This window comes from Pseudomonas crudilactis, assembly GCF_013433315.1.
GTDB classification, from domain to species: Bacteria; Pseudomonadota; Gammaproteobacteria; order Pseudomonadales; family Pseudomonadaceae; genus Aquipseudomonas; species Aquipseudomonas crudilactis.
In genome coordinates this window covers 203,484-227,490 of sequence record NZ_WXVV01000001.1, presented here as the reverse complement: position 1 = coordinate 227,490, position 24,007 = coordinate 203,484, and the positions used below count along the sequence as shown (strand labels likewise).

General features: G+C 59.6%; 18 protein-coding genes. 16 read left to right on the top strand and 2 right to left on the bottom strand.

Annotated features, from left to right (window positions below):
- Window positions 1-19: 19 nt before the first annotated feature.
- Window positions 20-292, bottom strand: a complete 273-nt coding sequence (locus tag GTU76_RS00935; RefSeq protein WP_122605514.1) for a DUF1652 domain-containing protein — start codon at window positions 290-292, stop codon at window positions 20-22.
- Window positions 293-555: 263 nt separating this feature from the next.
- Between GTU76_RS00935 and GTU76_RS00930 the strand changes: the two genes are divergently transcribed.
- The 16 genes from GTU76_RS00930 (at window position 556) to GTU76_RS00855 (ending at window position 23,627) form a co-directional block, all read left to right on the top strand.
- Window positions 556-1,371: a helix-turn-helix domain-containing protein gene (locus GTU76_RS00930; RefSeq protein ID WP_180697864.1), complete on the top strand. Its 816-nt coding sequence runs from the start codon at window positions 556-558 to the stop codon at window positions 1,369-1,371.
- Window positions 1,372-1,423: 52 nt separating this feature from the next.
- A complete protein-coding gene (locus GTU76_RS00925) occupies window positions 1,424-2,830 on the top strand; it encodes an NAD(P)/FAD-dependent oxidoreductase (RefSeq protein WP_180697863.1) in 1,407 nt (468 codons plus the stop codon).
- A 30-nt stretch (window positions 2,831-2,860) separates the two neighbouring features.
- Window positions 2,861-3,205 (top strand): cupin domain-containing protein, encoded by a 345-nt coding sequence (locus tag GTU76_RS00920; protein ID WP_016983059.1) that lies wholly within the window; start codon window positions 2,861-2,863, stop codon window positions 3,203-3,205.
- 58 nt (window positions 3,206-3,263) lie between these two features.
- The gene (locus tag GTU76_RS00915; RefSeq protein ID WP_175554386.1) at window positions 3,264-4,349 is read left to right on the top strand and encodes a polyamine ABC transporter substrate-binding protein; all 1,086 of its coding nucleotides are present in this window, start codon (window positions 3,264-3,266) and stop codon (window positions 4,347-4,349) included.
- 148 nt (window positions 4,350-4,497) lie between these two features.
- Entirely contained in the window at window positions 4,498-4,953 is a 456-nt protein-coding gene (locus tag GTU76_RS00910; RefSeq protein WP_016984624.1) for a hypothetical protein, read from the top strand.
- 313 nt (window positions 4,954-5,266) lie between these two features.
- On the top strand, window positions 5,267-5,725 hold the full coding sequence (locus GTU76_RS00905; protein ID WP_016986756.1) for a hypothetical protein: 459 nt from the start codon (window positions 5,267-5,269) through the stop codon (window positions 5,723-5,725).
- 465 nt (window positions 5,726-6,190) lie between these two features.
- A complete protein-coding gene (locus GTU76_RS00900) occupies window positions 6,191-7,636 on the top strand; it encodes a serralysin family metalloprotease (protein WP_180697862.1) in 1,446 nt (481 codons plus the stop codon).
- A gap of 93 nt (window positions 7,637-7,729) precedes the next feature.
- Window positions 7,730-8,152: an AprI/Inh family metalloprotease inhibitor gene (locus GTU76_RS00895; RefSeq protein ID WP_016986758.1), complete on the top strand. Its 423-nt coding sequence runs from the start codon at window positions 7,730-7,732 to the stop codon at window positions 8,150-8,152.
- Between the two features lie 208 nt (window positions 8,153-8,360).
- Entirely contained in the window at window positions 8,361-10,136 is a 1,776-nt protein-coding gene (locus tag GTU76_RS00890; protein ID WP_180697861.1) for a type I secretion system permease/ATPase, read from the top strand.
- On the top strand, window positions 10,133-11,482 hold the full coding sequence (locus GTU76_RS00885; RefSeq protein ID WP_180697860.1) for an HlyD family type I secretion periplasmic adaptor subunit: 1,350 nt from the start codon (window positions 10,133-10,135) through the stop codon (window positions 11,480-11,482). Before GTU76_RS00890 ends, GTU76_RS00885 begins: the two co-directional genes overlap by 4 nt.
- Before the next feature lie 2 nt (window positions 11,483-11,484).
- Window positions 11,485-12,855, top strand: a complete 1,371-nt coding sequence (locus GTU76_RS00880; RefSeq protein WP_180697859.1) for a TolC family outer membrane protein — start codon at window positions 11,485-11,487, stop codon at window positions 12,853-12,855.
- 268 nt (window positions 12,856-13,123) lie between these two features.
- Window positions 13,124-16,075: an autotransporter serine peptidase EprS gene (gene eprS, locus GTU76_RS00875; RefSeq protein ID WP_180697858.1), complete on the top strand. Its 2,952-nt coding sequence runs from the start codon at window positions 13,124-13,126 to the stop codon at window positions 16,073-16,075.
- A gap of 62 nt (window positions 16,076-16,137) precedes the next feature.
- Window positions 16,138-19,215, top strand: coding sequence for an autotransporter serine protease (locus tag GTU76_RS00870; protein WP_180697857.1), 3,078 nt, complete (start codon window positions 16,138-16,140; stop codon window positions 19,213-19,215).
- A 58-nt stretch (window positions 19,216-19,273) separates the two neighbouring features.
- A complete protein-coding gene (locus GTU76_RS00865) occupies window positions 19,274-20,962 on the top strand; it encodes a polyurethane esterase (RefSeq protein WP_180697856.1) in 1,689 nt (562 codons plus the stop codon).
- A gap of 196 nt (window positions 20,963-21,158) precedes the next feature.
- Window positions 21,159-23,012 carry a polyurethane esterase gene (locus GTU76_RS00860; RefSeq protein ID WP_180697855.1) on the top strand — a complete coding sequence of 618 codons (1,854 nt, stop codon included), beginning with the start codon at window positions 21,159-21,161 and terminating at the stop codon, window positions 23,010-23,012.
- 240 nt (window positions 23,013-23,252) lie between these two features.
- Window positions 23,253-23,627 carry a hypothetical protein gene (locus tag GTU76_RS00855; RefSeq protein WP_016983370.1) on the top strand — a complete coding sequence of 125 codons (375 nt, stop codon included), beginning with the start codon at window positions 23,253-23,255 and terminating at the stop codon, window positions 23,625-23,627.
- Window positions 23,628-23,678: 51 nt separating this feature from the next.
- Here GTU76_RS00855 and GTU76_RS00850 read toward each other — a convergent pair whose 3' ends face one another.
- Window positions 23,679-23,903, bottom strand: a complete 225-nt coding sequence (locus GTU76_RS00850) for a YgdI/YgdR family lipoprotein (RefSeq protein ID WP_016983368.1) — start codon at window positions 23,901-23,903, stop codon at window positions 23,679-23,681.
- Window positions 23,904-24,007 lie beyond the last annotated feature (104 nt).

Here is a 24,007-nt window from a genome sequence, read left to right as displayed (position 1 = left end):
TTCGTTTTAAATCATAACGTTATGCGTAATTCCTGAGAGACTCCGGAGGTACGAATGCTTCCAGCTCGTCCTCCACAGCCTCGATGATTCGTTCGACATCCGCTGCATTCATCACCGTCGCGCACGGGATGCCAGCGATGGCGATCATGGTTTCGCCGCTGGCACGATCGAATAGTCGGGCGATCATACTGCCCGGCGCGTCCATCGTTGCTTCAAACCCCATCGGATGAAAATGCCAACGCATCAACTGGCATGCGTTGGGGAACGTGACTTTGCTTGACCCTTTATTCATGTGTTGCCCGCCTTCTTCATCGAGCGCTTCCGTTTGCTCATGTTAGGTGGGAAGAGCCTTCATTGGCTCAACCGGTGACTGACATTAAAAGTAGCATCCCGGTGTGAAATTCCTGTGAGATTTTTCAGTTCTTTTTGCGATTGCTTCGCATTTTTTGATGTAAGTCACGGCCTACGCAATCTTCGCCAAAAGGCCACTACGGATTAGTCATTGAAGCCTGTGGTGAACTTGGGCAAGCTCGATTCTTTTTCGCCGAGCTCCCTATGCACGCCGACGACGACGGCCCGGAACAGACCCAAGCCACGGCGGCCACGGTCATGCGTTATCACCTGAGCTGGAAGCACCGTGACCTCGACAGCGTCATGGCGCTTTATCACCCGGACATTCAGTACAACGATTTCTTTCAGAACCGCGTGCTCGGTCTCGAGGAGTTACGTGAGTACGTGCGTGTCAGCATGCCGCGTGAATCCGACGAACTGCTTGAGCATTGCGACCGCATTCGCGTCGACGGCAGCACGGCGTTCATTCAATACGAAGTGACGTTGCGCGGCGGTGACGGTCTGGTGTCGTTCCGCTCAAGCGAAGCGATCACGGTCAAGGACGGGCTGATCTGGCGCGTCAACGAATACGCTTCGTTGGTGCGCACGCAAACTCATGGCCCGGCCTCTTCAAGCCAGCGCCCGGCAGTCAGCCGCCTGGGCCTGTCGCCGCGCCAGTTAAGCTTCATGGCAGAAGACCTGCAGCAGTATTTCGAAAAGCAGCAGCCGTACCTCGATCCCGAACTTGATTTGCAGCGCGTGGCGAAGGAGTGCGGGTACAGCCGCAATCAGATTTCCTATCTGCTCAATCAGGTCCTCGGGCAAAGCTTCTATCGCTACGTCAATCAGGCGCGCCTGCAACATCTGCTGCGCTCGCTGGATAGCGCCACAGCACCGCTGCGCATCGATGAGCTGGCCTTTGCCGCGGGTTTCAATTCGTTGTCGGCGTTCTACAGCTGTTTCCGCCAGCACACCGGTCAGTCGCCCAAGGCTTACGCCAAACAAATTTCTTTGCGGGCACGCGCGCAAGACATCAACTGAGCACAGCCACTAGGATCGACGCCATCGAAGCATTTCAGTGGCGGAGTCTTGCATGCCGGCGTGGCGCACTATCAGTTTGTGGATGGATCAACTCGATGAGCCGCTGACCGCGCGGCCCGAGCTTGAGCGGGATCTGGACGTCGACGTGGCAATCATCGGCGCGGGTTACACCGGCCTGTGGACCGCGTACTACTTGAAGAAGCTCGCACCGGGCCTCGATATTGCGATTGTCGAGGCGCAAACCGCCGGTTTCGGCGCTTCCGGTCGCAATGGCGGCTGGCTGATGGGCAACCTGCTCGGCGAGGATCGCTTGCTGGCCGGGCTGTCGCCAGAACAGCGTCGTGCTTCCTTTGATCTGCTGCACAGCATTCCCGATGAAGTGGAGGTCGTCCTCGAACGCGAAGGTATCGACTGCGATTACCGCAAGGGCGGCGTGCTGTACTGCGCGGCGCGCTATCCAGAGCAGGAAGCCTCCCTGCGCGAATACCTGGGCAAACTGCACGCCCAAGGCCTTACCGACGACGACTACCGCTGGCTCAGTCCCGAACAACTGGCGCAGCAGATCCGCGTGGCTAAACCGTACGGCGGGATTTACGCGCCGCACGTGGCGACCATCCATCCGGCGAAACTGGTGCGCGGTCTGGCGCGCACCGTGCAGAATATGGGCGTGAAGATCTACGAAAACAGCCCGGTCACACACTGGCAGGCGGGTAGTTTGCGCACCGCGAAAGCCAGCGTGCGCAGTCGCTGGATCGTGCCAGCCGTCGAAGGTTATTCGGTGACCTTGCCGCCGCTGGGCCGCTATCAGTTGCCGGTGCAAAGCCTGATCGTCGCCACCGAGCCGTTGTCTGCTGCGACCTGGGATGAGATCGGCCTCAGCCGTGGACAAGCGTTCAGCGAATTCAGCCGCCAGGTGACTTACGGCCAGCGCAGCGCCGACAACCGGCTGATCTTCGGCGCCCGTGGCGGTTATCAGTTCGCCGGCAAATTGCGCCACAACTTCGATCTGACCCGCGATGAGGTCGAACTGCGCCGCTATTTGTTCAGCGAACTGTTCCCGCAACTGAAAAACGTGCAGATCACCCACGCCTGGGGCGGCAACCTCGGCATGTCGCGGCACTTCAAACCGCACATGCTTTGCGATCGCGCCAACGGCATCGCACTGTCCGGCGGTTATGGCGGGGAGGGCGTCGGCGCGAGCAATCTCGGCGGCCGCACCTTGGCGGATCTGATTCTCGAGCGCGATACGGAACTGGTTCGCCAGCCATGGGTGCTGCCGGACGGTGGCATTCATGCGCTGCGTGCGTGGGAACCGGAGCCGTGCCGTTGGCTCGGCTACAACGCGATCATCAAAAGCTTCGTCCACGAAGACCAGACCCTGGCCAACCCGGCAACCGCGCCATGGCGGCGCAAGCTCGCCAGCCAGGTCGCGGGTTTCATGGAAGGTTTCATGCACTAAACGCCGTTTATTTAAAAGACAGGTCAACTCATGAGCATTACCCAGTTTAAAAACACCGCAACCCTGCAGCTCGACGAATCCAGCCCGGTCGCCGTGCCCCTCGGCGAACCGATCGCGATTGCCTCGACCACCAGCGTCGAGCGCGACGACGGCGTCGAAACCGGCGTCTGGGAATGCACGCCCGGGCGCTGGCGTCGGCAGATCACCGCGCAGGAGTTCTGCCACTTCATTTCCGGGCGCTGCACGTTCACCCCCGACGGTGGCGGCGAAACCCTGCACATACAAGGTGGCGACGCACTGATGTTGCCGGCCAACACGCTCGGTGTCTGGGACATCCAGGAAACCGTGCGCAAGAGCTACGTGCTGATTTTCTGATTGTTTGATCCTTTGATTGCCTGCCAACAAAAAAGAAAACCCACACAGGAATCGATCCATGATCCGCAAGACCCTCGCTCTGGCACCGCTGATGCTCGCTGTTTCCCTTGCTCAGGCAGCGGAAACGGTCAAGGTTTACAACTGGTCCGACTACATCGCGCCGGACACCACCAAGAACTTCGAGAAAGAGACGGGCGTGGGTGTCACCTATGACGTCTACGACAGCAATGAAACCCTCGACGGCAAGTTGATGACCGGCAAATCCGGTTACGACGTGGTGTTTCCGTCCAACCACTTCATGGCCCGGCAGATTCAGGGCGGGGCGCTGAAAAAGCTCGACAAGAGCCAGTTGCCGAACTGGAAGAATCTCAACCCAGTGCTGCTCAAGGCCCTGCAGACCAATGACCCGAACAACGAACACGGCTTCCCCTACCTGTGGGGCAGCACGGGCATCGGCTACAACATCGCCAAGGTCAAAGAAGTGCTGGGCGACAACGCGCCGGTGGATTCCTGGGACCTGATCTTCAAGCCCGAATACATGGAAAAGCTGCAGAAGTGCGGCGTGGCGATCCTCGACAACGGCCCGGAATTGCTGCCGGCGGCGCTCAACTACCTGGGCCTGCCACACCACAGCAAAAATCCCGAGGACTATAAAAAAGCCGAAGCGCTGTTGCTGAAAGTGCGGCCGTACGTCAGCTACTTCCACTCCTCGAAATACACCAGTGACCTGGCCAACGGCGACATCTGCGTGGCCGTCGGTTTCTCTGGCGACATCCTGCAGGCCGAAAACCGTGCCAAAGAAGCGAAAAACGGTGTCGATATCGGCTACGCCATTCCCAAGGAAGGCGCCGCGATCTGGTTTGACATGGTTGCGATGCCAGCGGACGCCCCGGATGAGAAGGCCGGTTACGCGTTCATGAACTATCTGCTGCGCCCGGACGTGATGGCCGGTATCAGCAACTACGTGCACTACGCCAATGGCAATGAGCAGGCGGACAGCCTGATTGACCCGGCGATCAAGAATGACACCAAGGTTTATCCAAGCCCGGAGATGATGGGCAAGCTGTTTGCGCTGGAGGCGATGCCGTTGAACATTGACCGGATTCGTACGCGGGTGTGGAACAAGATCCGCACGGGGAGTTGAATTTCGCAATAAGGAAATCACCGGTCTATAACAAAAGAGTCTCTAGGACTGTCAGCTTTGACAGGTTCAGGATCCTGAATATGAGTGCCTAATTTGAGGTGCAACGATGGGCGTTGCATATACATACCGCTGACGTAGGAGCTCTCAAATGGCACAGGATCGAACCGCCACGCTCAAAGCCAAACGGCCTCCAGAAAATGCTGAGCAAGGAAGCACGGGGACGGTGTCGGGAACTGTCAAAAACCTGGTATCTGGAAAAACATACGATCTAACGGCCACCTTTATCGCTAGAGACTATGCAACACCTTGGGGTGTCTATTTGGCAGGTCCCGACCCTGAGGAAAGTGGAGGGCAATACAGCCTGCAAATTCACTTCGATGTGGCTGAGCCGGCCACCGGATCATATGAACTGGGCAGTGCCGGCTTCGCTCATGCGGTATACGCGAGGTGGCCTTCAGAGGCGTTTTACACAGTAGAGTCCGGCGTACTGGATCTTAAGAATTTTGTCAGCGTCAGGCATCTTGAAGGGGATCTAAAAGCCATAACATTGGGAAAGTGGGAGCGAAAATACGAGTTGAATCTGAAGTTCAGCATTATGGGGTAGCCTTTTCGGTACGCGGCACCCTGGTCCCCTCGCCGTGGATATCGTACCGCTTACGGTTCGAGATGAGGCGCGCTGGAGGCGATGCCGTTGAACATTGACCGGATTCGCACGCGGGTGTGGAACAAGATCCGCACGGGGAGTTGATCATCAGGGCCGGGCTCTCTGCCTGGCCAGCTTGGTCTTGAAGATACTGGAATAACAAAGTCGGTTTTTATACCTGTCATTTATGACAGGTTTCAGCAAGATCATTTTCCGCTCTAATGAAACAACGAAGGTCGCCTTGGTCTTCGAAAAAGGAAAAAGGAAAAGGAAAATGTCTGATCCCAAAATTTTTTCTGAATTACCCGATAGCCATGAAGGCCAAAAAGGGGAGGCTTCAGGCACGATCAAGGGGACGGTGAAGAACCTGAAGACGGGAAAGGTTCATGACTTCAAGGATCCGTGGATCTGGCGCGACACACAGCTGGGCACATTGCGCTTTCATGGCGTCGTGAACGATCCGGAAGCGCCAGGTGAACAGGTCTCCATAGGTTTGCAGCTTTCTCGCGCTTTGCAACCGGATGGCGAGTTCGAGGTGGGTGATCCGAAAATTCTCTTTCTGGGCTACATCAAATATGGTTCTCCGGACGTTCTCTTCAGCGCTGAATCAGGCTTGGTGAAAATTCAGAGGCAAGCAGATGATCGTATCAATGGGTCGCTCAAGTTCGAAACGGTCACCATTGATGCCAATCAATACGCTGTTGATGTGATTTACGACATCCGGGCGACCTGATCGATTTGTCCGAACGAAAAAAGTGGGAGCGAGCCTGCTCGTGAAAGCGTCTGCTCAGTCAGCGAGGTGCTGATGGCACGGCGATTCGCGAGCAAGCTCGCTCCCGTATTTGTCTCTCGATGGCAGGTTAACGGATTGATATCAATTCACTGGCACGCACTAACAAAGTGCAGAGAAGTGAGACACGGCTAACAAAAAACAACTTACCCATATTTAATATTTAAATAGAAAATCGTCAGACAATTAGGCGAAAGCTGCGCAACTAAAACATTCTTTCATCCCCGCACGCTTTGTTTACGGCAGTTTTACGAAACAGCCCGATTTGATCTCAAAAAAATCCTTTACGGCAGATTTCAAATTGTGTCAGGTTTCTTACGCCTTCATTGGGCGAGTGATAGGACGATCTCGCCAGAGAGAGTCCTATCGGACAAAAACTGTTCCATTGCTAAACAAGGAAGTGTGTTTATGTCGAAAGTTAAAACGAATGCTATTGATACCGCCGAACAGGCTTTCCAGCTGGCAGCCTTCAGCTCGGCGTACAACCAGATCAATAGCTTCAGCCATCAATACGATCGTGGCGGCAACCTCACGGTCAATGGCAAACCCTCCTACTCCGTCGATCAGGCCGCCACCCAGTTGCTGCGCGACGGCGCTGCCTACCAGGACAAGGACGGCAGCGGCAAGATCGAACTCACCTACACGTTCCTGACTTCGGCATCGTCCAGCACGATGAACAAGCACGGGATCAGCGGGTTCAGTCAGTTCAGTGCACAACAACAAGCCCAGGCCAAGCTCGCCATGCAATCCTGGGCTGACGTGGCCAACGTGACCTTCACCGAGAAAGCCTCGGGCGGTGACGGCCACATGACCTTCGGTAACTACAGCGGTGGCCAGGATGGCGCTGCAGCGTTCGCTTATCTGCCAGGCACCGGCGCCGGCTATGACGGTACCTCGTGGTACCTGATCAACAGTGGCTACACGCAGAACAAGAATCCGGATCTGAACAACTACGGTCGTCAGACCCTGACTCACGAAATCGGCCACAGCCTGGGTCTGGCTCACCCTGGCGACTACAATGCCGGTAATGGCAACCCGACCTACAACGACGCTTCCTACGGGCAAGACACCCGCGGCTACAGCGTCATGAGCTACTGGAGCGAAAGCAACACCAATCAGAACTTCAGCAAGGGTGGTGTCGAAGCGTATTCGTCCGGCCCGCTGATGGACGATATCGCTGCTATCCAGAAACTCTACGGTGCCAACACCAGCACCCGTACCGGTGACACCACCTACGGCTTCAACTCCAACGCCGGCCGCGATTTCCTCAGCGCTTCGTCGTCGAGTGACAAAGTGGTGTTCTCGGTGTGGGACGCGGGCGGCAAGGACACTCTGGACTTCTCGGGCTTCACTCAGAACCAGAAGATCAACCTCAATGACGCCTCGTTCTCCGATGTTGGCGGTCTGGTGGGTAACGTGTCCATCGCCAAGGGCGCGATCATCGAGAACGCCATTGGTGGCTCGGGTAACGATCTGCTGATCGGCAACAGCGTGGCCAACGAGCTCAAGGGCGGCGCCGGCAACGACATCCTCTACGGGGCTGGCGGTGCCGACAAGCTGTGGGGCGGCGCCGGTTCGGACACTTTTGTGTTTGCGGCCAGCTCGGACTCCAAGCCAGGTGCCATCGATCAGATCCTCGATTTCGTCAGCGGTCTGGACAAAATCGACCTGACCGGTATTACCAACGGCGCCGGCCTGCACTTCGTCAGCAGCTTCACCGGTTCCGCCGGTGACGCGATCCTGACGTCGTCGGGTGGCAACAGCCTGCTGTCGGTGGACTTCTCCGGGCACGGCGTGGCTGATTTCCAGGTCAGCACCGTTGGCCAGGCAGCGACCAGCGACATCGTGGCGTGATGTAGCAGTGGAAAGCGGCGTGTGATGCGCCGCTTTCTTTGCTTGCATCGTGCTGGTCGGTAAGCAAGGCTACACGCCGGAGCGAATATTCCCATGATCTGTAAAGCGTTTACCTACAAGGCAATGGCGTGGCTTTCGGCGGCGCTCATCATGATTTCAGGAGAAAACGGTATGGCAAGCAGCCTCAGACTTGAAGAACCCTCGGTGTTGGCCGGACAGTGGCAGGCGACGTTGTCCGATCGGGATGCTGATCCGAAAGCGCAAAAGCAGCAGGACAAGCCTTCGAACACTTGCGTCATCGAATTGCAGGCGAACAAAACCCTGGGTAAAGGTGCCGACTGTCTCGGCGCCTGGATTGAACAAGCCCCGATCGGTTGGTTTCCCGATCCGGACGGCCTGTCGATTACCGGCAAGGAAGGCTCAAGAATCCAGTTCTTCAGCCGACAACGTGACGGGCTTTATCTGACCACTTTGAAGTCAGGTCTGGTGATTACGCTTGAACGCGCAGCGCAATAGTCTTGACTATCCAGACGGCGACAAAGTTTTAATATAAAGCGCCACGCTATGGTTATAAGTAACACTGAGTGGCAACTGCGCCGCATTTAATTGCTTGAGTTGTTATGAAAGTGTAAGCGGTAGACAAAAAATCAAGTTCCGACGTTGTGCGGTTAATTAATTCGACTCTCGCCAATGAATGGCGGGAAATATTTTCCAGGAATAATCAATGAAGATGGCGAAGGCCCCAGCCACCGCGCCTTTATTCAAGGCATTGGGTGACTATAAAAGTATCCTGATCAGCGTCGGCTGCTTTACCGCGCTGATTAACGTGCTGATGCTGGTGCCCTCCATCTATATGCTGCAGGTCTATGACCGGGTGCTGTCTTCGCAGAACGAGACAACCCTGGCGATGCTGTCGCTGATGGTGGTCGGCTTCTTCGCCTTTATCGGCCTGCTGGAAGTGGTGCGCAGCTTTATCGTGATCCGCATCGGCAGTCAGTTGGAACGCCGCTTCAACCTGCGGGTTTACCAAGCCGCGTTTGAGCGCAACCTGTTCAAGGGCGAGGGTAACGCCGGCCAATCGCTGGGCGATCTGACGCACATTCGCCAATTCGTCACCGGCCCAGCGCTGTTCGCGTTTTTCGATGCGCCGTGGTTCCCGGTCTATCTGTTCGTGATTTACCTGTTCAACGTCTGGCTCGGCGTACTCGCCACGGCCGGCGCGCTGCTGCTGATCGGCCTGGCCTGCCTCAACGAGTACATGACCAAAAAGCCGCTGGGCGAAGCCGCCGGTTATTCGCAGAAGTCCAGCCAGCTGGCTACCAGCCATTTGCACAACGCCGAAACCATTCAGGCGATGGGCATGCTCGGTTCCCTGCGCAAGCGCTGGTTTCAGGTGCACTCGCGCTTCCTCGGTCTGCAAAATCAGGCCAGTGACACCGGTGCGGTGATCAGCTCGCTAAGTAAAACCCTGCGCCTGTGCCTGCAATCGTTGGTCTTGGGCCTGGGCGCATTGCTGGTGATCAAGGGCGACATGACCGCCGGGATGATGATCGCCGGTTCGATCCTGATGGGCCGCGTGCTCAGTCCGATCGACCAGTTGATTGCGGTGTGGAAGCAGTGGAGCGGGGCGAAGCTGGCTTACCGCCGTCTCGATGCATTGCTGCAAGCGTTCCCGCCGAGTGACGACGCTATGGCGCTGCCGGCGCCGAAAGGCCAGATCACCTTCGAACAAGTCAGCGCCGGTCCACCGGGGCAACGTGCGGCGACCCTGCAGATGGTCAACTTCAATCTGAATGCCGGCGAAGTGCTCGGCGTGCTCGGGGCTTCCGGTTCCGGCAAGTCGACCCTCGCTCGGGTGCTGGTCGGTGTCTGGCCGACCCTCGGCGGCACTGTGCGCCTCGATGGCGCGGACATTCATCGCTGGAACCGCGATGACCTTGGCCCGTACATCGGCTACCTGCCGCAAGACATCGAACTGTTCAGTGGCAGCATCGCCGAGAACATCGCCCGTTTCAGCGAGGCCGATCCGCAGAAAGTCGTGGCGGCGGCGCAACAGGCCGGCGTGCATGAAATGATTCTGCGGCTGCCGCAAGGCTACGACACGCAACTGGGCGAGGACGGCAGCGGTTTGTCCGGCGGCCAGAAGCAGCGCGTGGCATTGGCGCGTTCAATGTACGGCACACCGAGCCTGGTGGTGCTGGATGAACCGAACTCCAACCTCGACACCGTCGGCGAAGCCGCATTGGCCAGCGCCATCGCCGCGCTTAAAGCGCAAGGCACCACGGTGGTGCTGGTGACGCACCGTTCTTCGGTACTGGCCCAGGCCGACAAACTGCTGGTCCTCAATGAAGGACGTTTGCAAGCCTTCGGCCCGAGTCAGGACGTGCTCAAGGCACTCTCCGGCCAGCAAGAACAACAACGGGAAAAAGCTGCGCAGGCACCGGGCGGGCTCAGCATGAGCCGACAGTATCAGCCCTCGACAAGGAATTCGGGTGTATGAGCAGCGCAAGCATGAACACTGAAAACGAAGCGACAATGGAACACGCTTACATCACCGAGCGCCCGGAGCGCGATGCGAAGTTCTTCGCACGTATGGGCTGGATTCTGGCGATCGTCGGCGCCGGCAGTTTCTTCACCTGGGCGGCCCTGGCGCCGCTGGATCAAGGCATTCCGGTGCAAGGCACGGTCGTTGTGTCGGGCAAACGCAAAGCCGTGCAGTCGATGAGCAGTGGTGTGGTCAGCCGGATTCTGGTGCGCGAAGGCGAGATCGTGAAGCAGGGCCAGCCGCTGTTCCGCCTCGATCAGACGCAAGTCGCCGCTGACGTGCAGTCGCTGCAAGCGCAGTACCGGATGGCTTGGGCCAGCCTCGCGCGCTGGCAGGCCGAGCGCGACAACCTCAAGCAAGTGACCTTTCCCGCCGAACTGAGCAATGACCCGGATCCGCGTCTGGCACTGGTGCTGGAAGGCCAGCGCCAACTGTTCAGCAGCCGCCGCGAGGCGTACTACCGCGAGCAGGCCGGACTGCGTGCGAGCATTGAAGGCGCCACCGCGCAACTGGCTGGCATGCGCCGCGCCCGCACTGATCTCAATGCTCAGGCCGACTCGCTGCAACAACAGTTGAGCAATCTGCAGCCGCTCGCCGACAACGGCTACATCCCGCGCAACCGCTTGATGGAGTACCAGCGGCAACTGTCGCAAGTGCAGCAGCAACTGGCGGAAAACACCGGTGAAAGCGGTCGCGTGGAGCAGGGCATCCTCGAGTCGCGCCTGAAGCTGCAACAGCACGCCGAGGAATACCAGAAGGAAGTCCGCACGCAACTGGCCGAAGCGCAACTGAAAAGCGTGACCCTGTCGGAGCAACTGACTTCGGCCGGTTTCGACCTGCAACACAGCGAAATCATCGCCACCGCCGACGGCGTCGCGGTCAACCTCGGCGTGCACACCGAGGGCGCGGTGGTGCGCCAAGGCGAAACCTTGCTGGAGATCGTTCCCCAAGGCACCACGCTGGAAGTGGAAGGGCACTTGCCGATCAACCTGATCGACAAGGTCGGCGCACATTTGCCGGTGGACATCCTGTTTACCGCGTTCAACCAGAGCAAAACTCCACGTGTACCGGGTGAAGTCAGCCTGATTTCCGCCGACCAGATGGTCGACGAGAAAACCGGTGTGCCGTACTACGTCCTGCGCAGCAGCGTCAGCGATCAGGCCATGGAAAAACTCAACGGCTTGGTGATCAAGCCCGGTATGCCAGCAGAAATGTTCGTGCGTACGGGCGAGCGTTCCCTGCTCAACTATCTGTTCAAACCGCTGCTTGACCGGGCCGGCTCCGCGTTGACCGAGGAATAAGGATGTTCGGCTGTATGAATAAGCTTTCCATGCTCGCAGCGGCAATGATGCTGCTCGCGAGTCACTCAGCAGTAGCGGCCATGGGGCCGTTCGAGATCTACGAACAGGCGTTGCGCAATGACCCGGTGTTCCTCGGGGCGATCAAGGAGCGTGACGCTGGTTTGGAAAACCGCGCCATTGGCCGTGCCGGGCTGTTGCCACGCATCGGTTACACCTACAACAAGGGTCGCAACTCGTCGAAAGCCACCTCCCTCGACGAGCGCGCGCGCAACCGTACTGACGACCGCAATTACAGCAGTTACGGCTCGGCGCTGACGTTGCAGCAACCGCTGCTCGATTACGAGGCTTACGCGGCGTATCGCAAAGGTGTCGCGCAGTCGTTGTTCGCTGACGAGAACTTTCGCGGCAAGAGTCAGGAGTTGTTGGTTCGCGTGCTGGATAACTACACCAAGGCACTGTTCGCGCAGGATCAGATCGACATCGCGCAGGCGAAGAAGAAGGCGTACGAGCAGCAGTTCCAGCAGAACGAACACATGTTCAAGCAGGGCGAGGGCACGCGTACCGACATTCTTGAAGCCGAATCGCGCTATGAGCTGGCGACTGCCGAAGAGATCGAAGCGCGCAACGAGCAGGATGCCGCGCTGCGCGAACTCGGCGCACTGGTCGGCACGCCGGCGGTAGACATTGGTGATCTGGCGCCGCTGGCTCAAAACTTCCAGACCTTCGCGCTGATGCCGGCCAATTACGATACCTGGCATGAAATGGCGGTGAGCAATAACCCGAATCTGGCCTCGCAGCGTCAGGCCGTGGAAGTTGCGCGATATGAAGTGGAACGTAATCGCGCCGGGCATCTGCCGAAAATCAATGCCTATGCCTCGATGCGTCAGAACGAATCGGAAAGCGGCAACACCTACAACCAGCGCTACGAAACCAACACCATTGGTTTTGAAGTCAGCGTGCCGTTGTATGCCGGTGGCGGTGTCTCGGCGTCCACGCGTCAGGCCAGCCGCACCATGGAGCAGGCTGAGTACGAACTCGACGGCAAGACGCGCGAAACACTGATCGAACTGCGCCGACAGTTCAGTGCCTGTTTGTCCGGGGTAAGCAAACTGCGCGCTTATCAGAAAGCGTTGAGCTCGGCGGAAGCGCTGGTGGTGTCGACCAAGCAGAGCATTCTCGGTGGCGAACGGACCAACCTCGACGCGTTGAACGCCGAGCAGCAACTGTTCACCACGCGCCGCGATCTGGCGCAGGCGCGGTACGACTATCTGATGGCCTGGACCAAGTTGCATTATTACGCCGGGACCTTGAACGAGCAGGATCTGGCGCGGGTGGATGAGGCTTTTGTGGTCGCTCAACAGCCCTCACCCTAACCTTCTCCCAGAGGGAGAGGGGACCGATCCGGGGATGTTTTAGAAGTACACCGACTTGAACGAGCGTCACTGAATCCAAGATCGATTAGCTCCGTTTGCCTTGGCGAGGATGTGATCTACCGAATCCACAATCGACCCGGTTTTCCAGGTCGGTGCATGACGCAAGACCCCGCGGTCAGCTCCCTCTCCTGGGGGAGAGGGCTGGGGTGAGGGGAACAGGCAACACCGCAAAAGAACCTGCATAAAACAATAAAAGTGAGTGGTGAACATGGACGTACGCATCAAGCCGATTTCGGTCGGCACCCTGCTGCTTGTGATTTCTGCAACCCAGGCGCAGGCCCAATACCTCGAAGCCGGCAAACCCGGCGATCCCACCAGTTGGCGCAGCGCTGAATTCCTCCGCGACTGGGGCCTGAGCCGCATGCAGGCCGAGCAAGCCTACGCCGCTGGCATCACCGGCCAAGGCGTGAAAATCGGCGCACTCGATTCCGGTTTCGATGCCGCTCATCCGGAATTCGCCAGCGATCGTTATCACCCGGTCACGGCCAGCGGCAGCTACATCGACGGCTCTCTGTTCAACGTCGATGGCACCCTCAATCCCAACAACGACTCCCACGGCACTCACGTCGTCGGCACCATGGGCGCCTCGCGCGATGGCAGCGGCATGCATGGCGTGGCGTACAACGCGCAACTCTACGTCGGCAACACCAACAAGAACGACAGCTTCCTGTTCGGCCCCAACCCCGATCCGCGCTATTTCAAAGCGGTATATGACGCGCTCGCCGATGCCGGCGTACGCGCAATCAACAACAGCTGGGGCAGCCAGCCGCCGGATGTCAGCTACCGCACACTGGCCGATCTGCACGCCGCGTACGCCCAGCACTGGAACAAAGGCACCTGGCTCGATGCTGCTGCGGATGTTTCCCGACGCGGTGTGATCAACGTGTTCAGCGCCGGCAACAGCGGCTACCCGAATGCCAGTGTGCGTTCAGCGCTGCCGTATTTTCAGCCGGATCTGGAAGGTCACTGGCTGGCGGTTTCCGGCCTTGATCAGAGCAATCAGCAAAAGTACAACCAGTGCGGCCTCGCCAAATACTGGTGCATCACCACGCCGGGGGCGAAGATCGACAGCACCATTCCCGGTGGCGGTTACGCGATCAAGTCCGGCACCTCGATGTCGGCGCCGCATGCGACCGGCGCACTGGCGCTGGTGATGGAACGCTACCCGTACATGAACAATCAGCAGGCACTTGAAGTGTTGCTGACCACCGCCACGCAACTGGATGGCTCGGTCACCGATGCGCCGAACGAACGGGTCGGTTGGGGCGTGGCCAATCTCGACCGGGCGATGCGCGGGCCTGGGCAGTTGCTCGGTGTGTTTGATGCCAGTCTGGGGGCAGGGCAGCGTGATGTCTGGAGCAATGACATCTCCGACAAAGCGCTGATTCAGCGTCAGGCCGAAGACCTCGCGGAACACAGCGCCTGGCAGCAAACCCTGCAGGACAAGGGCTGGCTGAATGGCGTTGCTGCGGGCGCCAGCCAACAGGATCAGACCGATTACGCCGTTGGCACTGCCCGTGATGCAGCGGCGGCGAATCGGGTGTACCAGGGCAGCCTGATCAAGTCCGGCGGCGGGCAGCTGATTCTCACCGGCGCCAACACCTATCGTGGTGTAACCACGGTCAATGCCGGCTTGCTCACGGTCAACGGTTCGCTGACTTCTGCCGTGACGGTGAACGACAGCGGCACCCTTGGCGGTTCCGGGCGAATCGGCGCGCTGCTTGCCAACAGCGGTGCTCGCGTGGTGCCTGGCAACTCCATCGGTACTTTGAACGTTGCCGGTGACGTGACCTTCGCACCGGGTTCGACCTACGCCGTTGAATTGTCGCCGACCAGCAGCGACCGCATCGTTGCCGGCGGCACCGCCAACATCCGCGGCGCCACCGTCAGCCTGTCGCTGGAAAACAGCCCGACGCTGCTCAGCACCACCGAAGCGCAAAGCCTGCTGGGTCGCCAGTACGACATCCTGCAGGCGGCCGGTGGGGTTCAGGGCCAGTTCGGTGCCGTGCTGCCGAATTACCTGTTTATCGGCGGCAGCCTCGACTATGCCGCCAACGCTATTCAACTGAGCGTCGAACGTAATGCGACAACCTTCAGCAGCGTCGGGCAAACACCGAATCAACGCTCAGTAGCGGCTGCCGTCGAAGGTCTGGGCGCGGGCAATTCGGTGTACGAAAGCCTGTTGCGTTCACCCGATGCGAGTTCCGCGCAACAAGCGTTCCAGCAGTTGAGCGGCGAGATCTACCCGGCATTGAGTTCGATGCTGATCAACGACAGCCGCCAGTTGCGCGATGCGGTGGGCGAGCGTCTGCACGACACAACTGCTGCGCAAAGCAACGGCTGGATCAAGGCTCTCGGGGCATGGGGCACGACCGATTCGAGTCACGACACGGCGGGCTACAACACTTCGATTGGCGGACTGCTGGCAGGTGTCGACGGCGCGCTGGACGAGCAGACCCGTATCGGTCTGGTCACCGGTTACAGCGACAGTTCGCTGAGTATGGGTTCGGGCACGCATTCCTCGGCCAAGGTCGACAGTTATCACCTCGGCGCGTACGCCGGCCGTGAGGTCGGCGCCTGGCGCTTGAGCACCGGCGCTGCCTACAGCTGGCATCGCGCCGATGTGAAACGCGATCTGCAATACGGCGATGTCAGTGCCAAACAGAAAGCCAAGGTCGACGCGGCGACCACGCAAGTGTTCGGCGAGGCGGCTTATCGCTTGCACCTGCAACCATTGGCGCTGGAGCCGTTCGCCAACCTCGCCTACGTGCATCTGGACACCGAAGGTTTGACCGAGAAGGGCGACGCAGCCGCACTGAAAAGTTCGGGCGATCAACGTGACGCCATGCTGAGCACCCTCGGTGTGCGGGCGATCAAGACCTTCAATCTTTCGCCCCAGCAATCGCTGGACGTGAGCGGCCACCTCGGCTGGCAACACAGCCTGAGCGACATCGACTCCGAGCAGCATCTGCGCTTCGCCAGTGGCGGCACACCGTATGCGGTGGAGAGTTCGGCGCTGGTACGCGATGCGGCGCTGGTTGGTGTGCAGGCCAGCCTGGCGCTGAGCCGCGATGTACGGGTCAACCTTGATTACAACGGACAACTGGCCAGTCGCGAAAAGCTTCATGGCGTTGGCCTGAGTCTTAATTGGCAGTTCTAACCCCCACGCGGAGCGTGGGAACGATCAGGATTTTTCGCAACATCACTAAGGAAGGTCGCTGGATGAATAACAACAATACCCCCGCGCAAACGGGTGGCCGCTTTGCCCTGAAAACCCTCACGCTCGCCGTGCTCTGTGCCATCGGCACAGCCCATGCCGCGCCCTACGTGGAGAGCGGTCGCACGGGCGATCCATCGAGTTGGCGCAGTACCGAGTTTCAGGCCGATTGGGGCCTGGGCGCGATCGGTGCCGATCACGCTTACGCCGCCGGTTATACCGGCAAAGGCGTGAAACTGGGGATCTTTGATCAGCCGGTGTATGCCGCGCACCCGGAGTTCTCCGGCAGCAATAAAGTCGTCACCCTGGTCACCAGCGGGATCCGCGAATACACCGACCCGTACATCCCGGTCAAAGCCGGCGATGCATTCCGCTATGACGGTTCGCCCTCGGTCGGCTCCGATGGCAAACTCGGCGCCCACGGCACCCACGTTGGTGGCATCGCCGCCGGCAGTCGTGACGGTGGGCCGATGCACGGCGTGGCGTTCGGTGCGCAGATCATCAGCGCCGACAACGGTGACCCGGGCCCGGAGGACGGCATCGTTCGCGGTAACGACGGCGCGGTGTACAAGGCCGGTTGGGATGCGCTGATCGCCAGCGGCGCACGGATCATCAACAACAGTTGGGGCATCGGCATCACTGACCGTTTCGACCTCGGCGGCCGCGATCCGGCGTACCCGCACTTCACCGTCAATGACGCGCAAGTGCAGTTCAACGAGATCCGCACGCTGCTCGGCACCAGACCGGGCGGCGCCTATGACGGCGCAATTGCCGCCGCGCGCAGCGGCATCGTCACGATCTTCGCCGCCGGCAACGACTACAACCTCAACAACCCGGACGCCATCGCCGGTCTCGGCTATTTCGTTCCGGACATCGCGCCGAACTGGATCACCGTCGCCGCGTTGCAGAAGAACCCGGACCTGGCCAGCGCCAACCCGTACATCATGAGTACGTTCTCCTCGCGCTGCGGCTACACCGCGAGTTTCTGCGTCTCGGCACCGGGCACGAAGATCTTCAGCGCGATCATCGAAGGCACCAACGCCGACAACCTGACCACCGGCTACAAAAATTACAACGGCACTTCGATGGCCGCGCCGCATGTCGCCGGCTCCATGGCCGTGCTGATGGAGCGCTTCCCGTACATGACCGGTGATCAGGTCGCCACGGTCTTGCGCACCACGGCCACCGACCTCGGCGCGCCGGGCATCGACGCCTTGTACGGCTGGGGCATGATCAACCTGCGCAAAGGCATCGACGGCCCGTCGATGTTCGTCACCGAGCAGGACATTCCGGCGGAATTCCGCATCGACGGCGCGTACGGCTCCGGCCAGTTTGTCGCGGATCTGCCGGGCATCGGCGCGATCATCGATCAGGGCAAACCGACCGAACGCGTGTGCACCGACATCACCTGCGGCCTCGACACCTGGCGCAACGACATCTCCGGCCACGGCGGTTTGACCAAGCAAGGTATCGGCACGCTGGTGCTGACCGGCAACAACACTTATAGCGGCCCGACCCTGGTCAATCAGGGCCGCTTGGCCATCAACGGTTCGCTGCAATCGGCGGTGACGGTGAATGACGGCGGTATCCTCGGCGGCAACGGCCACATCGGCGCGCTGTCGGTGAACAGCGGCGGTACGGTCGCACCGGGTAACTCCATCGGCACCCTGAACGTGGCCGGTGACGTGACCTTTGCACCGGGTTCGACCTACGCCGTAGAGCTGTCGCCGACCAGCAGCGATCAGATTATCGCTACCGGCAAAGCCGTGATTGAAGGCGCCACGGTGAGCATGTCGCTGGAAAACAGCCCGGCGCTGCTGACCACCAACGAAGTGCAAAGCCTGCTCGGTACTCAGTACAACATCCTGCAAGCGGCGGGCGGCATCGAAGGGCGCTTCGGTCAGGTGTTGCCGGATTACGCCTTCCTCGGCGGCACGCTGGCGTACTCGGCCACTGGCATTCAGTTGGCAGTCGGGCGTAACGAGGCCTCGTTCGCCAGTGTCGGTCTGACGCCGAACCAGCGTGCGGTCGGTGCGGCGGCGGAACGTCTGGGCGCCGGCAATGCGTTGTTCGAAACCCTGTTGCTGTCGCCGAATGCGGCGTCGGCGCAGCAAGCCTTCCAGCAACTGTCCGGCGAAATCCATCCGGCGATTGGCACGATGCTGATCAACGACAGCCGTTACCTGCGCGAAGCCGTGGGCGAGCGTCTGCGTGAGCGTGACCTGTTCAATGCCGGCGCACCGACTGACGATCGCAGCAACGCCTGGGTCAAGGTCTTGGGTTCGTGGGGCAAGAGCGATGGCGGGCATGACAATGCCGACTCCAACAGCTCCATCGGTGGCCTGCTGGCCGGTGTCGATGGCTTGATCGCTGAAGATACCCGTCTGGGTTTCGTTACCGGTTATAGCGACAGCTCGTTGAGCATGGGCAGCGGCACGCATTCGTCGGCGTCGGTCGACAGCTACCACTTGGGTGCGTACCTGGGGCATCAGATCGATGCGCTGCGTCTGACCGTCGGCGGCGCCTATAGCTGGCACCGTGTCGACGTCAAACGTGACCTGCAGTTCGGGGACGTCAGTGGTAAACAAAAGACCAAGCACGATGCCGCAACCACTCAAGTGTTCACCGAGGCCGCTTATGATCTGGGCCTGCAACCGATGAATCTGGAGCCGTTCGCCAACCTGTCCTACGTGCACCTGAACACTGAAAGCTTTACCGAAAAAGGTGACGCGGCAGCGCTGAAGGGCGGTGAGAACAATCGCGATGTGGTGCTGTCGACCCTCGGCGTACGCGCCAAGCGCTCGTTCGCCTTGTCGGATCAGCATCAACTTGAGCTGGGTGCGAGCCTCGGCTGGCAGCACAACCTGAACAACGTTGATGCCGACAGCCATCTGGCCTTCGCCAACGGCAACAGCGCGTTCACCGTGCAGGGCGTGTCGATGGATCGCGATGCGGCGGTGGTCGGTGTGCGTGCGGGTCTGGCGCTCAATCGCGATGTGCGGGTGAACCTGGATTACAACGGACTGATCGGCTCGAACGAGAAGGACCACGGCGTGGGTCTGACCCTCGACTGGCAGTTCTAAGGCGTGCTGGCAGCTCTGCAAAGAGCTGCCAGTCATTTGAAGGAAGAGAGAGCACAACATGGGACTGTTCGATTATAAAAATGCCGATGGCAAAGCGTTGTACAGCGACGCCATCGCACTGACGCTGTATGCCTACACGCCGACTGGCAAGCCGTTGCCGGCCACCGCTTGGGCGCCGGTCACGGCGACGGCACTGGGTTATCAGGGCAAGGTCGGACCGCAAGGCACGTTCTTCGGCGAGAAGGACGGCTTCACCAGTGCCGAGGCGGAAGTGCTCGGCAAATACGACGCTGCCGGCAAGTTGATCGGCATCGGCGTGGCCTTTCGTGGCACCGGCGGGCTCGGTTACAGCGACACTTTCGGCGACTTGAAAAACAACCTGCTGGCCGCCATCGGGCCGTCGGATTACGCGAGCAATTACGCGAAAAACGCTTTCGACAATTTGCTCAAGGCGGTCGCCGCATTCGCGATTGCCAACGGCATCGCCGCCAAGGACGTGCTGCTCAGCGGTCACAGCCTCGGCGGGCTCGGCGTCAACAGCGTCGCCGAATTGAGCGCGAGCAACTGGGGCGGCTTCTTCAAGGATGCCAACTACGTCACCTTCGCCTCGCCAACCCAGAGCAGCACTGGCAACAACGTGCTGAACATCGGCTTTGAGAACGATCCGGTGTTCCGTGTGCTCGATGGCACCACGTTCAGCACAGCGTCGATGGGCAAGCACGACAAACCCCACGATTCGACGACCGACAACATCGTCAACTTCAACGACAACTACTCCTCCACCGCGCAGAACCTGGTGCCGTTCAGCATCGTCAATCCGTTGAACTGGTCGGCCCACAGCTCGCTGGGCTATGCCGATGGCTTGAATCGGGTCATCGATTCGAAGTTCTACAACCTGACGCATAAAGACTCGACGATCATCGTCTCCAATCTGGAAGAAGCTTCTCGCGGCAAAACCTGGGTCGAGGATCTCGGTCGCAGCGGCGAGCCGCACACCGGCAGCACGTTCATCATCGGCACGCAGAGCAACGACTGGCTCAAGGGCGGCGCGGGCAACGACTTCCTCGAAGGCCTGGGCGGCGATGACCGTTTTCGTGATGACGGCGGCTACAACATCCTGCTCGGTGGCCAGGGGCACAACACCTTCGAACTGCAGAAACCGTTGCAGAACTTCAGCTTCGCCAACGACGGTGACGGCACGCTGTACGTACGCGACGCCTACGGCGGCATCAGCATGACCCGCGACATTGGCGCGCTGGTGAGCAAGGAGTCGGGCTCGTGGTGGGGCAGCAAGGAAATAACCTGGGGCGTTACGGCCAAAGGTTTGACCAATGGCAACGAACTGACCCAATACAACCATTCGCTCAGTGGCGACGGCTACGGCAATGCGCTGCACGCCACGGCCGACGGTGACTGGCTGTTCGGCCTTGGTGGCGATGACAAGCTGATCAGCGACAAGGGCCATGTGACCTTTGTCGGTGGCGCCGGCAACGACGTGATGAGCGCCGTGGGTGGCAACAACACGTTCCTGTTCAGCGGTGCGTTCGGTTTCGATGCCATCAACGGTTACCAGGGCAGCGACAAACTGGTGTTCATGGGCGTTGAGGGCGCGGGGCAGGGCTACGACTACAAGCAACACGCGTCGCAGACCGGCAACGATACCGTGCTGAAGATTGGCGACTATGCCGTGACCCTGATCGGGGTGGGAGTGGCTAACCTGTCGGACTCCAGTTTCATGTTCGCGTGATCCAATGTGGGAGCGAGCTTGCTCGCGAATGCGTAGTGTCAGTTGAAGTACTCGTACCTGACGCACCGCTTTCGCGAGCAAGCTCGCTCCCACAGTAAACAGCAGTAAGTAGTACTGAAATGCTCCGGGGCGTCCCCGTGGGGCGCCCTGGCTGTGAGCTATCTCTAACAATTCCAACAAGAGAGAGGCAATAGCAATGGGTGTGTATGACTACAAGAACTTCGGCACAGCCGATTCCAAGGCGTTGTTCAGCGATGCCATGGCGATCACGCTGTATTCCTATCACAACCTCGATAACGGCTTTGCCGCCGGTTATCAGCACAACGGTTTCGGCCTCGGCCTGCCCGCCACACTGGTCACGGCGCTGCTCGGCGGCACCGATTCGCAAGGTGTCATCCCCGGCATTCCGTGGAACCCCGACTCGGAAAAACTCGCCCTCGACGCGGTAAAAAAGGCCGGCTGGACGCCTATCACCGCCTCGCAACTGGGCTACGACGGCAAGACCGACGCGCGCGGAACCTTCTTCGGCGAGAAGGCCGGTTACACCACCGCGCAAGTGGAAATCCTCGGCAAGTACGACGCTCAGGGCCATCTCACCGAACTCGGCATTGCCTTTCGCGGCACCAGCGGTCCGCGGGAAAACCTGATCCTCGACTCCATCGGCGACGTCATCAACGACCTGCTCGCCGCCTTCGGTCCCAAGGATTACGCGAAGAATTACGTCGGTGAAGCCTTCGGCAATCTGCTCAATGATGTGGTGGCGTTTGCCAAGGCCAACGGCCTCACCGGCAAGGACGTACTGGTCAGTGGCCACAGCCTTGGCGGCCTGGCGGTCAACAGCATGGCCGACCTGAGCGGCGGCAAGTGGGGCGGCTTCTTTGCCGACTCCAACTACATCGCCTACGCCTCGCCAACGCAAAGCAGCACCGACAAGGTGCTCAACGTCGGCTACGAAAACGACCCGGTGTTCCGCGCCCTCGACGGCTCGGCCTTCACCGGCGCCTCCGTCGGCGTGCACGATGCGCCCAAAGAATCGGCCACCGACAACATCGTCAGCTTCAACGATCACTACGCCTCGACCGCGTGGAATCTGCTGCCGTACTCGATCCTCAATATTCCCACCTGGATCTCGCACTTGCCGACCGCGTATGGCGACGGCATGAACCGCGTGATCGACTCAAAATTCTACGACCTGACCAGCCGCGACTCGACGATCATCGTCGCCAACCTCTCGGATCCGGCGCGGGCCAACACCTGGGTGCAGGACCTCAACCGTAACGCCGAAACCCACAAGGGCAGCACGTTCATCATTGGCAGTGACGCCAATGACCTGATCCAGGGCGGTAGCGGCAACGATTATCTGGAAGGTCGCGCCGGCAACGACACCTTCCGCGACGGCGGCGGCTACAACGTCATCCTTGGCGGGCAGGGCAGCAACACCCTCGATCTGCAAAGCGCGGTTAAGAACTTTGACTTCGCCAATGACGGCGCCGGCAATCTGTACGTGCGCGACGCCAAGGGCGGGATCAGCATCACCCGCGACATCGGCAGCATTGTCACCAAGGAACCGGGGTTTCTCTGGGGGCTGTTCAAGGATGATGTGACGCACAGCGTCACGGCCAGCGGTTTGAAGGTCGGCAACAATGTCACCGCGTACGAGTCCAGCGTCAAAGGCACCGCTGGCGCCGACACGCTGAAGGCACATGCCGGTGGCGACTGGCTGTTCGGGCTGGACGGCAACGATCACCTGATCGGTGGCGCGGGCAATGACGTGTTTGTCGGCGGCGCTGGCAATGACCTAATGGAGTCGGGGGGCGGGGCGGATACGTTCCTGTTCAACGGCGCGTTTGGGCAGGATCGGGTAGTCGGTTACACGTCCAACGACAAACTGGTGTTTCTCGGTGTGCAGGGTGTGTTGCCGGCGGAGGATTTCCGTGCCCATGCTGCGACTGTCGGGCAGGATACGGTGCTGACGTTTGGCAACGATTCGGTGACGTTGGTCGGGGTGTCGCTGAACAGCCTGAGTGCTGACGGCATTGTGATTGCCTGATGTTGATCGGGCGCCGGTAAGGGCCTCTTCGCGAGCAAGCTCGCTCCCACACTGGATCTGTGTCGTTTACAAAACCCCTGTGGGAGCGAGCCTGCTCGCGAAGAACGATAACGCGGTGTTAAAAGTGACTCGATGGCCACGACCTGACTCAAACCCCTGCAAAACAGGAAATGCGGCCTAAAGCCAGCACGTGCACACACGTTCTATAGCTAGCCGCCATTGAGTACAGGAGATTCAAACGTGAAAGGTTTCAAGGGGTATGTCGGGTTCGTTGCACTGGCGCTGGGTTCGGCCAATGTCTGCGCCGATCTGCCTCAAAGCTCGATTCTGAGCCGTTACGGCGTCACCACCGATCAGCTGCCGAGCCCGCCGAAAACCGAGGTGGTCGAACCGGTCGAAGAGAAGAGCCGCTTTCAGATTCAGCCCGAACAACCGTTCGTGACCCTGCGCCTGGGTGACGGCAAGCAGCCGCAAACCACCGGCAATCTGAGCATCGATCGCATGGCGCAACAGGACCTGGAACGCTGCCGGCGCTTGCAGGGTGAAGTGGTCAAGCGCGGTGGCACGTACATGCCGTGCGACGGTAGCATTCCGGGCATGCCGACCTTCGAATAACACTCAACTTATGGTCATTCCCACGCGCAGCATGGGAATGATCGCCGTGAGTCAGTCTTCTTCGCGAACCGTGGCCACTTCATCAGCACGGACCTTCACTTTGGCCCCGGAAATATCCTCGAACTCATAGAAGCCGTCCTTGGTTTTGGTTTTCGGCATGTCCTTGGTCAGATACTGGGTGCCGTTCTGCAGAGTGACCACCGTCGGGGTCGAGCAACCGGCCAGTGCCAGCGCGGCAACGACGGCGAAAGGGATACCCAGTGCTTTGATTTTCATACCCACCTCTAAATCCTCATTCATGTGATGCCGAGCATTGTCGGCCCTCTAACGCGGTTGGTGCCATCTCCGGGGGAAAAGTTCGATAGCCCGGCGAAAAAATG

What these genes read in the sequence shown, in the direction of transcription:
- GTU76_RS00925 (WP_180697863.1), top strand. Translation starts at nt 1,424, where the DNA reads ATGCCGGCGTGGCGCACTATCAGTTTGTGGATGGATCAACTCGATGAG.
- GTU76_RS00885 (WP_180697860.1), top strand. Translation starts at nt 10,133, where the DNA reads ATGAGCAGCGCAAGCATGAACACTGAAAACGAAGCGACAATGGAACAC.
- GTU76_RS00915 (WP_175554386.1), top strand. Translation starts at nt 3,264, where the DNA reads ATGATCCGCAAGACCCTCGCTCTGGCACCGCTGATGCTCGCTGTTTCC.
- GTU76_RS00930 (WP_180697864.1), top strand. Translation starts at nt 556, where the DNA reads ATGCACGCCGACGACGACGGCCCGGAACAGACCCAAGCCACGGCGGCC.
- GTU76_RS00935 (WP_122605514.1), bottom strand. Translation starts at nt 292, where the DNA reads ATGAATAAAGGGTCAAGCAAAGTCACGTTCCCCAACGCATGCCAGTTG.
- GTU76_RS00880 (WP_180697859.1), top strand. Translation starts at nt 11,485, where the DNA reads ATGTTCGGCTGTATGAATAAGCTTTCCATGCTCGCAGCGGCAATGATG.
- GTU76_RS00920 (WP_016983059.1), top strand. Translation starts at nt 2,861, where the DNA reads ATGAGCATTACCCAGTTTAAAAACACCGCAACCCTGCAGCTCGACGAA.
- GTU76_RS00870 (WP_180697857.1), top strand. Translation starts at nt 16,138, where the DNA reads ATGAATAACAACAATACCCCCGCGCAAACGGGTGGCCGCTTTGCCCTG.
- GTU76_RS00895 (WP_016986758.1), top strand. Translation starts at nt 7,730, where the DNA reads ATGATCTGTAAAGCGTTTACCTACAAGGCAATGGCGTGGCTTTCGGCG.
- GTU76_RS00850 (WP_016983368.1), bottom strand. Translation starts at nt 23,903, where the DNA reads ATGAAAATCAAAGCACTGGGTATCCCTTTCGCCGTCGTTGCCGCGCTG.
- GTU76_RS00905 (WP_016986756.1), top strand. Translation starts at nt 5,267, where the DNA reads ATGTCTGATCCCAAAATTTTTTCTGAATTACCCGATAGCCATGAAGGC.
- GTU76_RS00865 (WP_180697856.1), top strand. Translation starts at nt 19,274, where the DNA reads ATGGGACTGTTCGATTATAAAAATGCCGATGGCAAAGCGTTGTACAGC.
- GTU76_RS00910 (WP_016984624.1), top strand. Translation starts at nt 4,498, where the DNA reads ATGGCACAGGATCGAACCGCCACGCTCAAAGCCAAACGGCCTCCAGAA.
- GTU76_RS00890 (WP_180697861.1), top strand. Translation starts at nt 8,361, where the DNA reads ATGAAGATGGCGAAGGCCCCAGCCACCGCGCCTTTATTCAAGGCATTG.
- eprS (WP_180697858.1), top strand. Translation starts at nt 13,124, where the DNA reads ATGGACGTACGCATCAAGCCGATTTCGGTCGGCACCCTGCTGCTTGTG.
- GTU76_RS00860 (WP_180697855.1), top strand. Translation starts at nt 21,159, where the DNA reads ATGGGTGTGTATGACTACAAGAACTTCGGCACAGCCGATTCCAAGGCG.
- GTU76_RS00900 (WP_180697862.1), top strand. Translation starts at nt 6,191, where the DNA reads ATGTCGAAAGTTAAAACGAATGCTATTGATACCGCCGAACAGGCTTTC.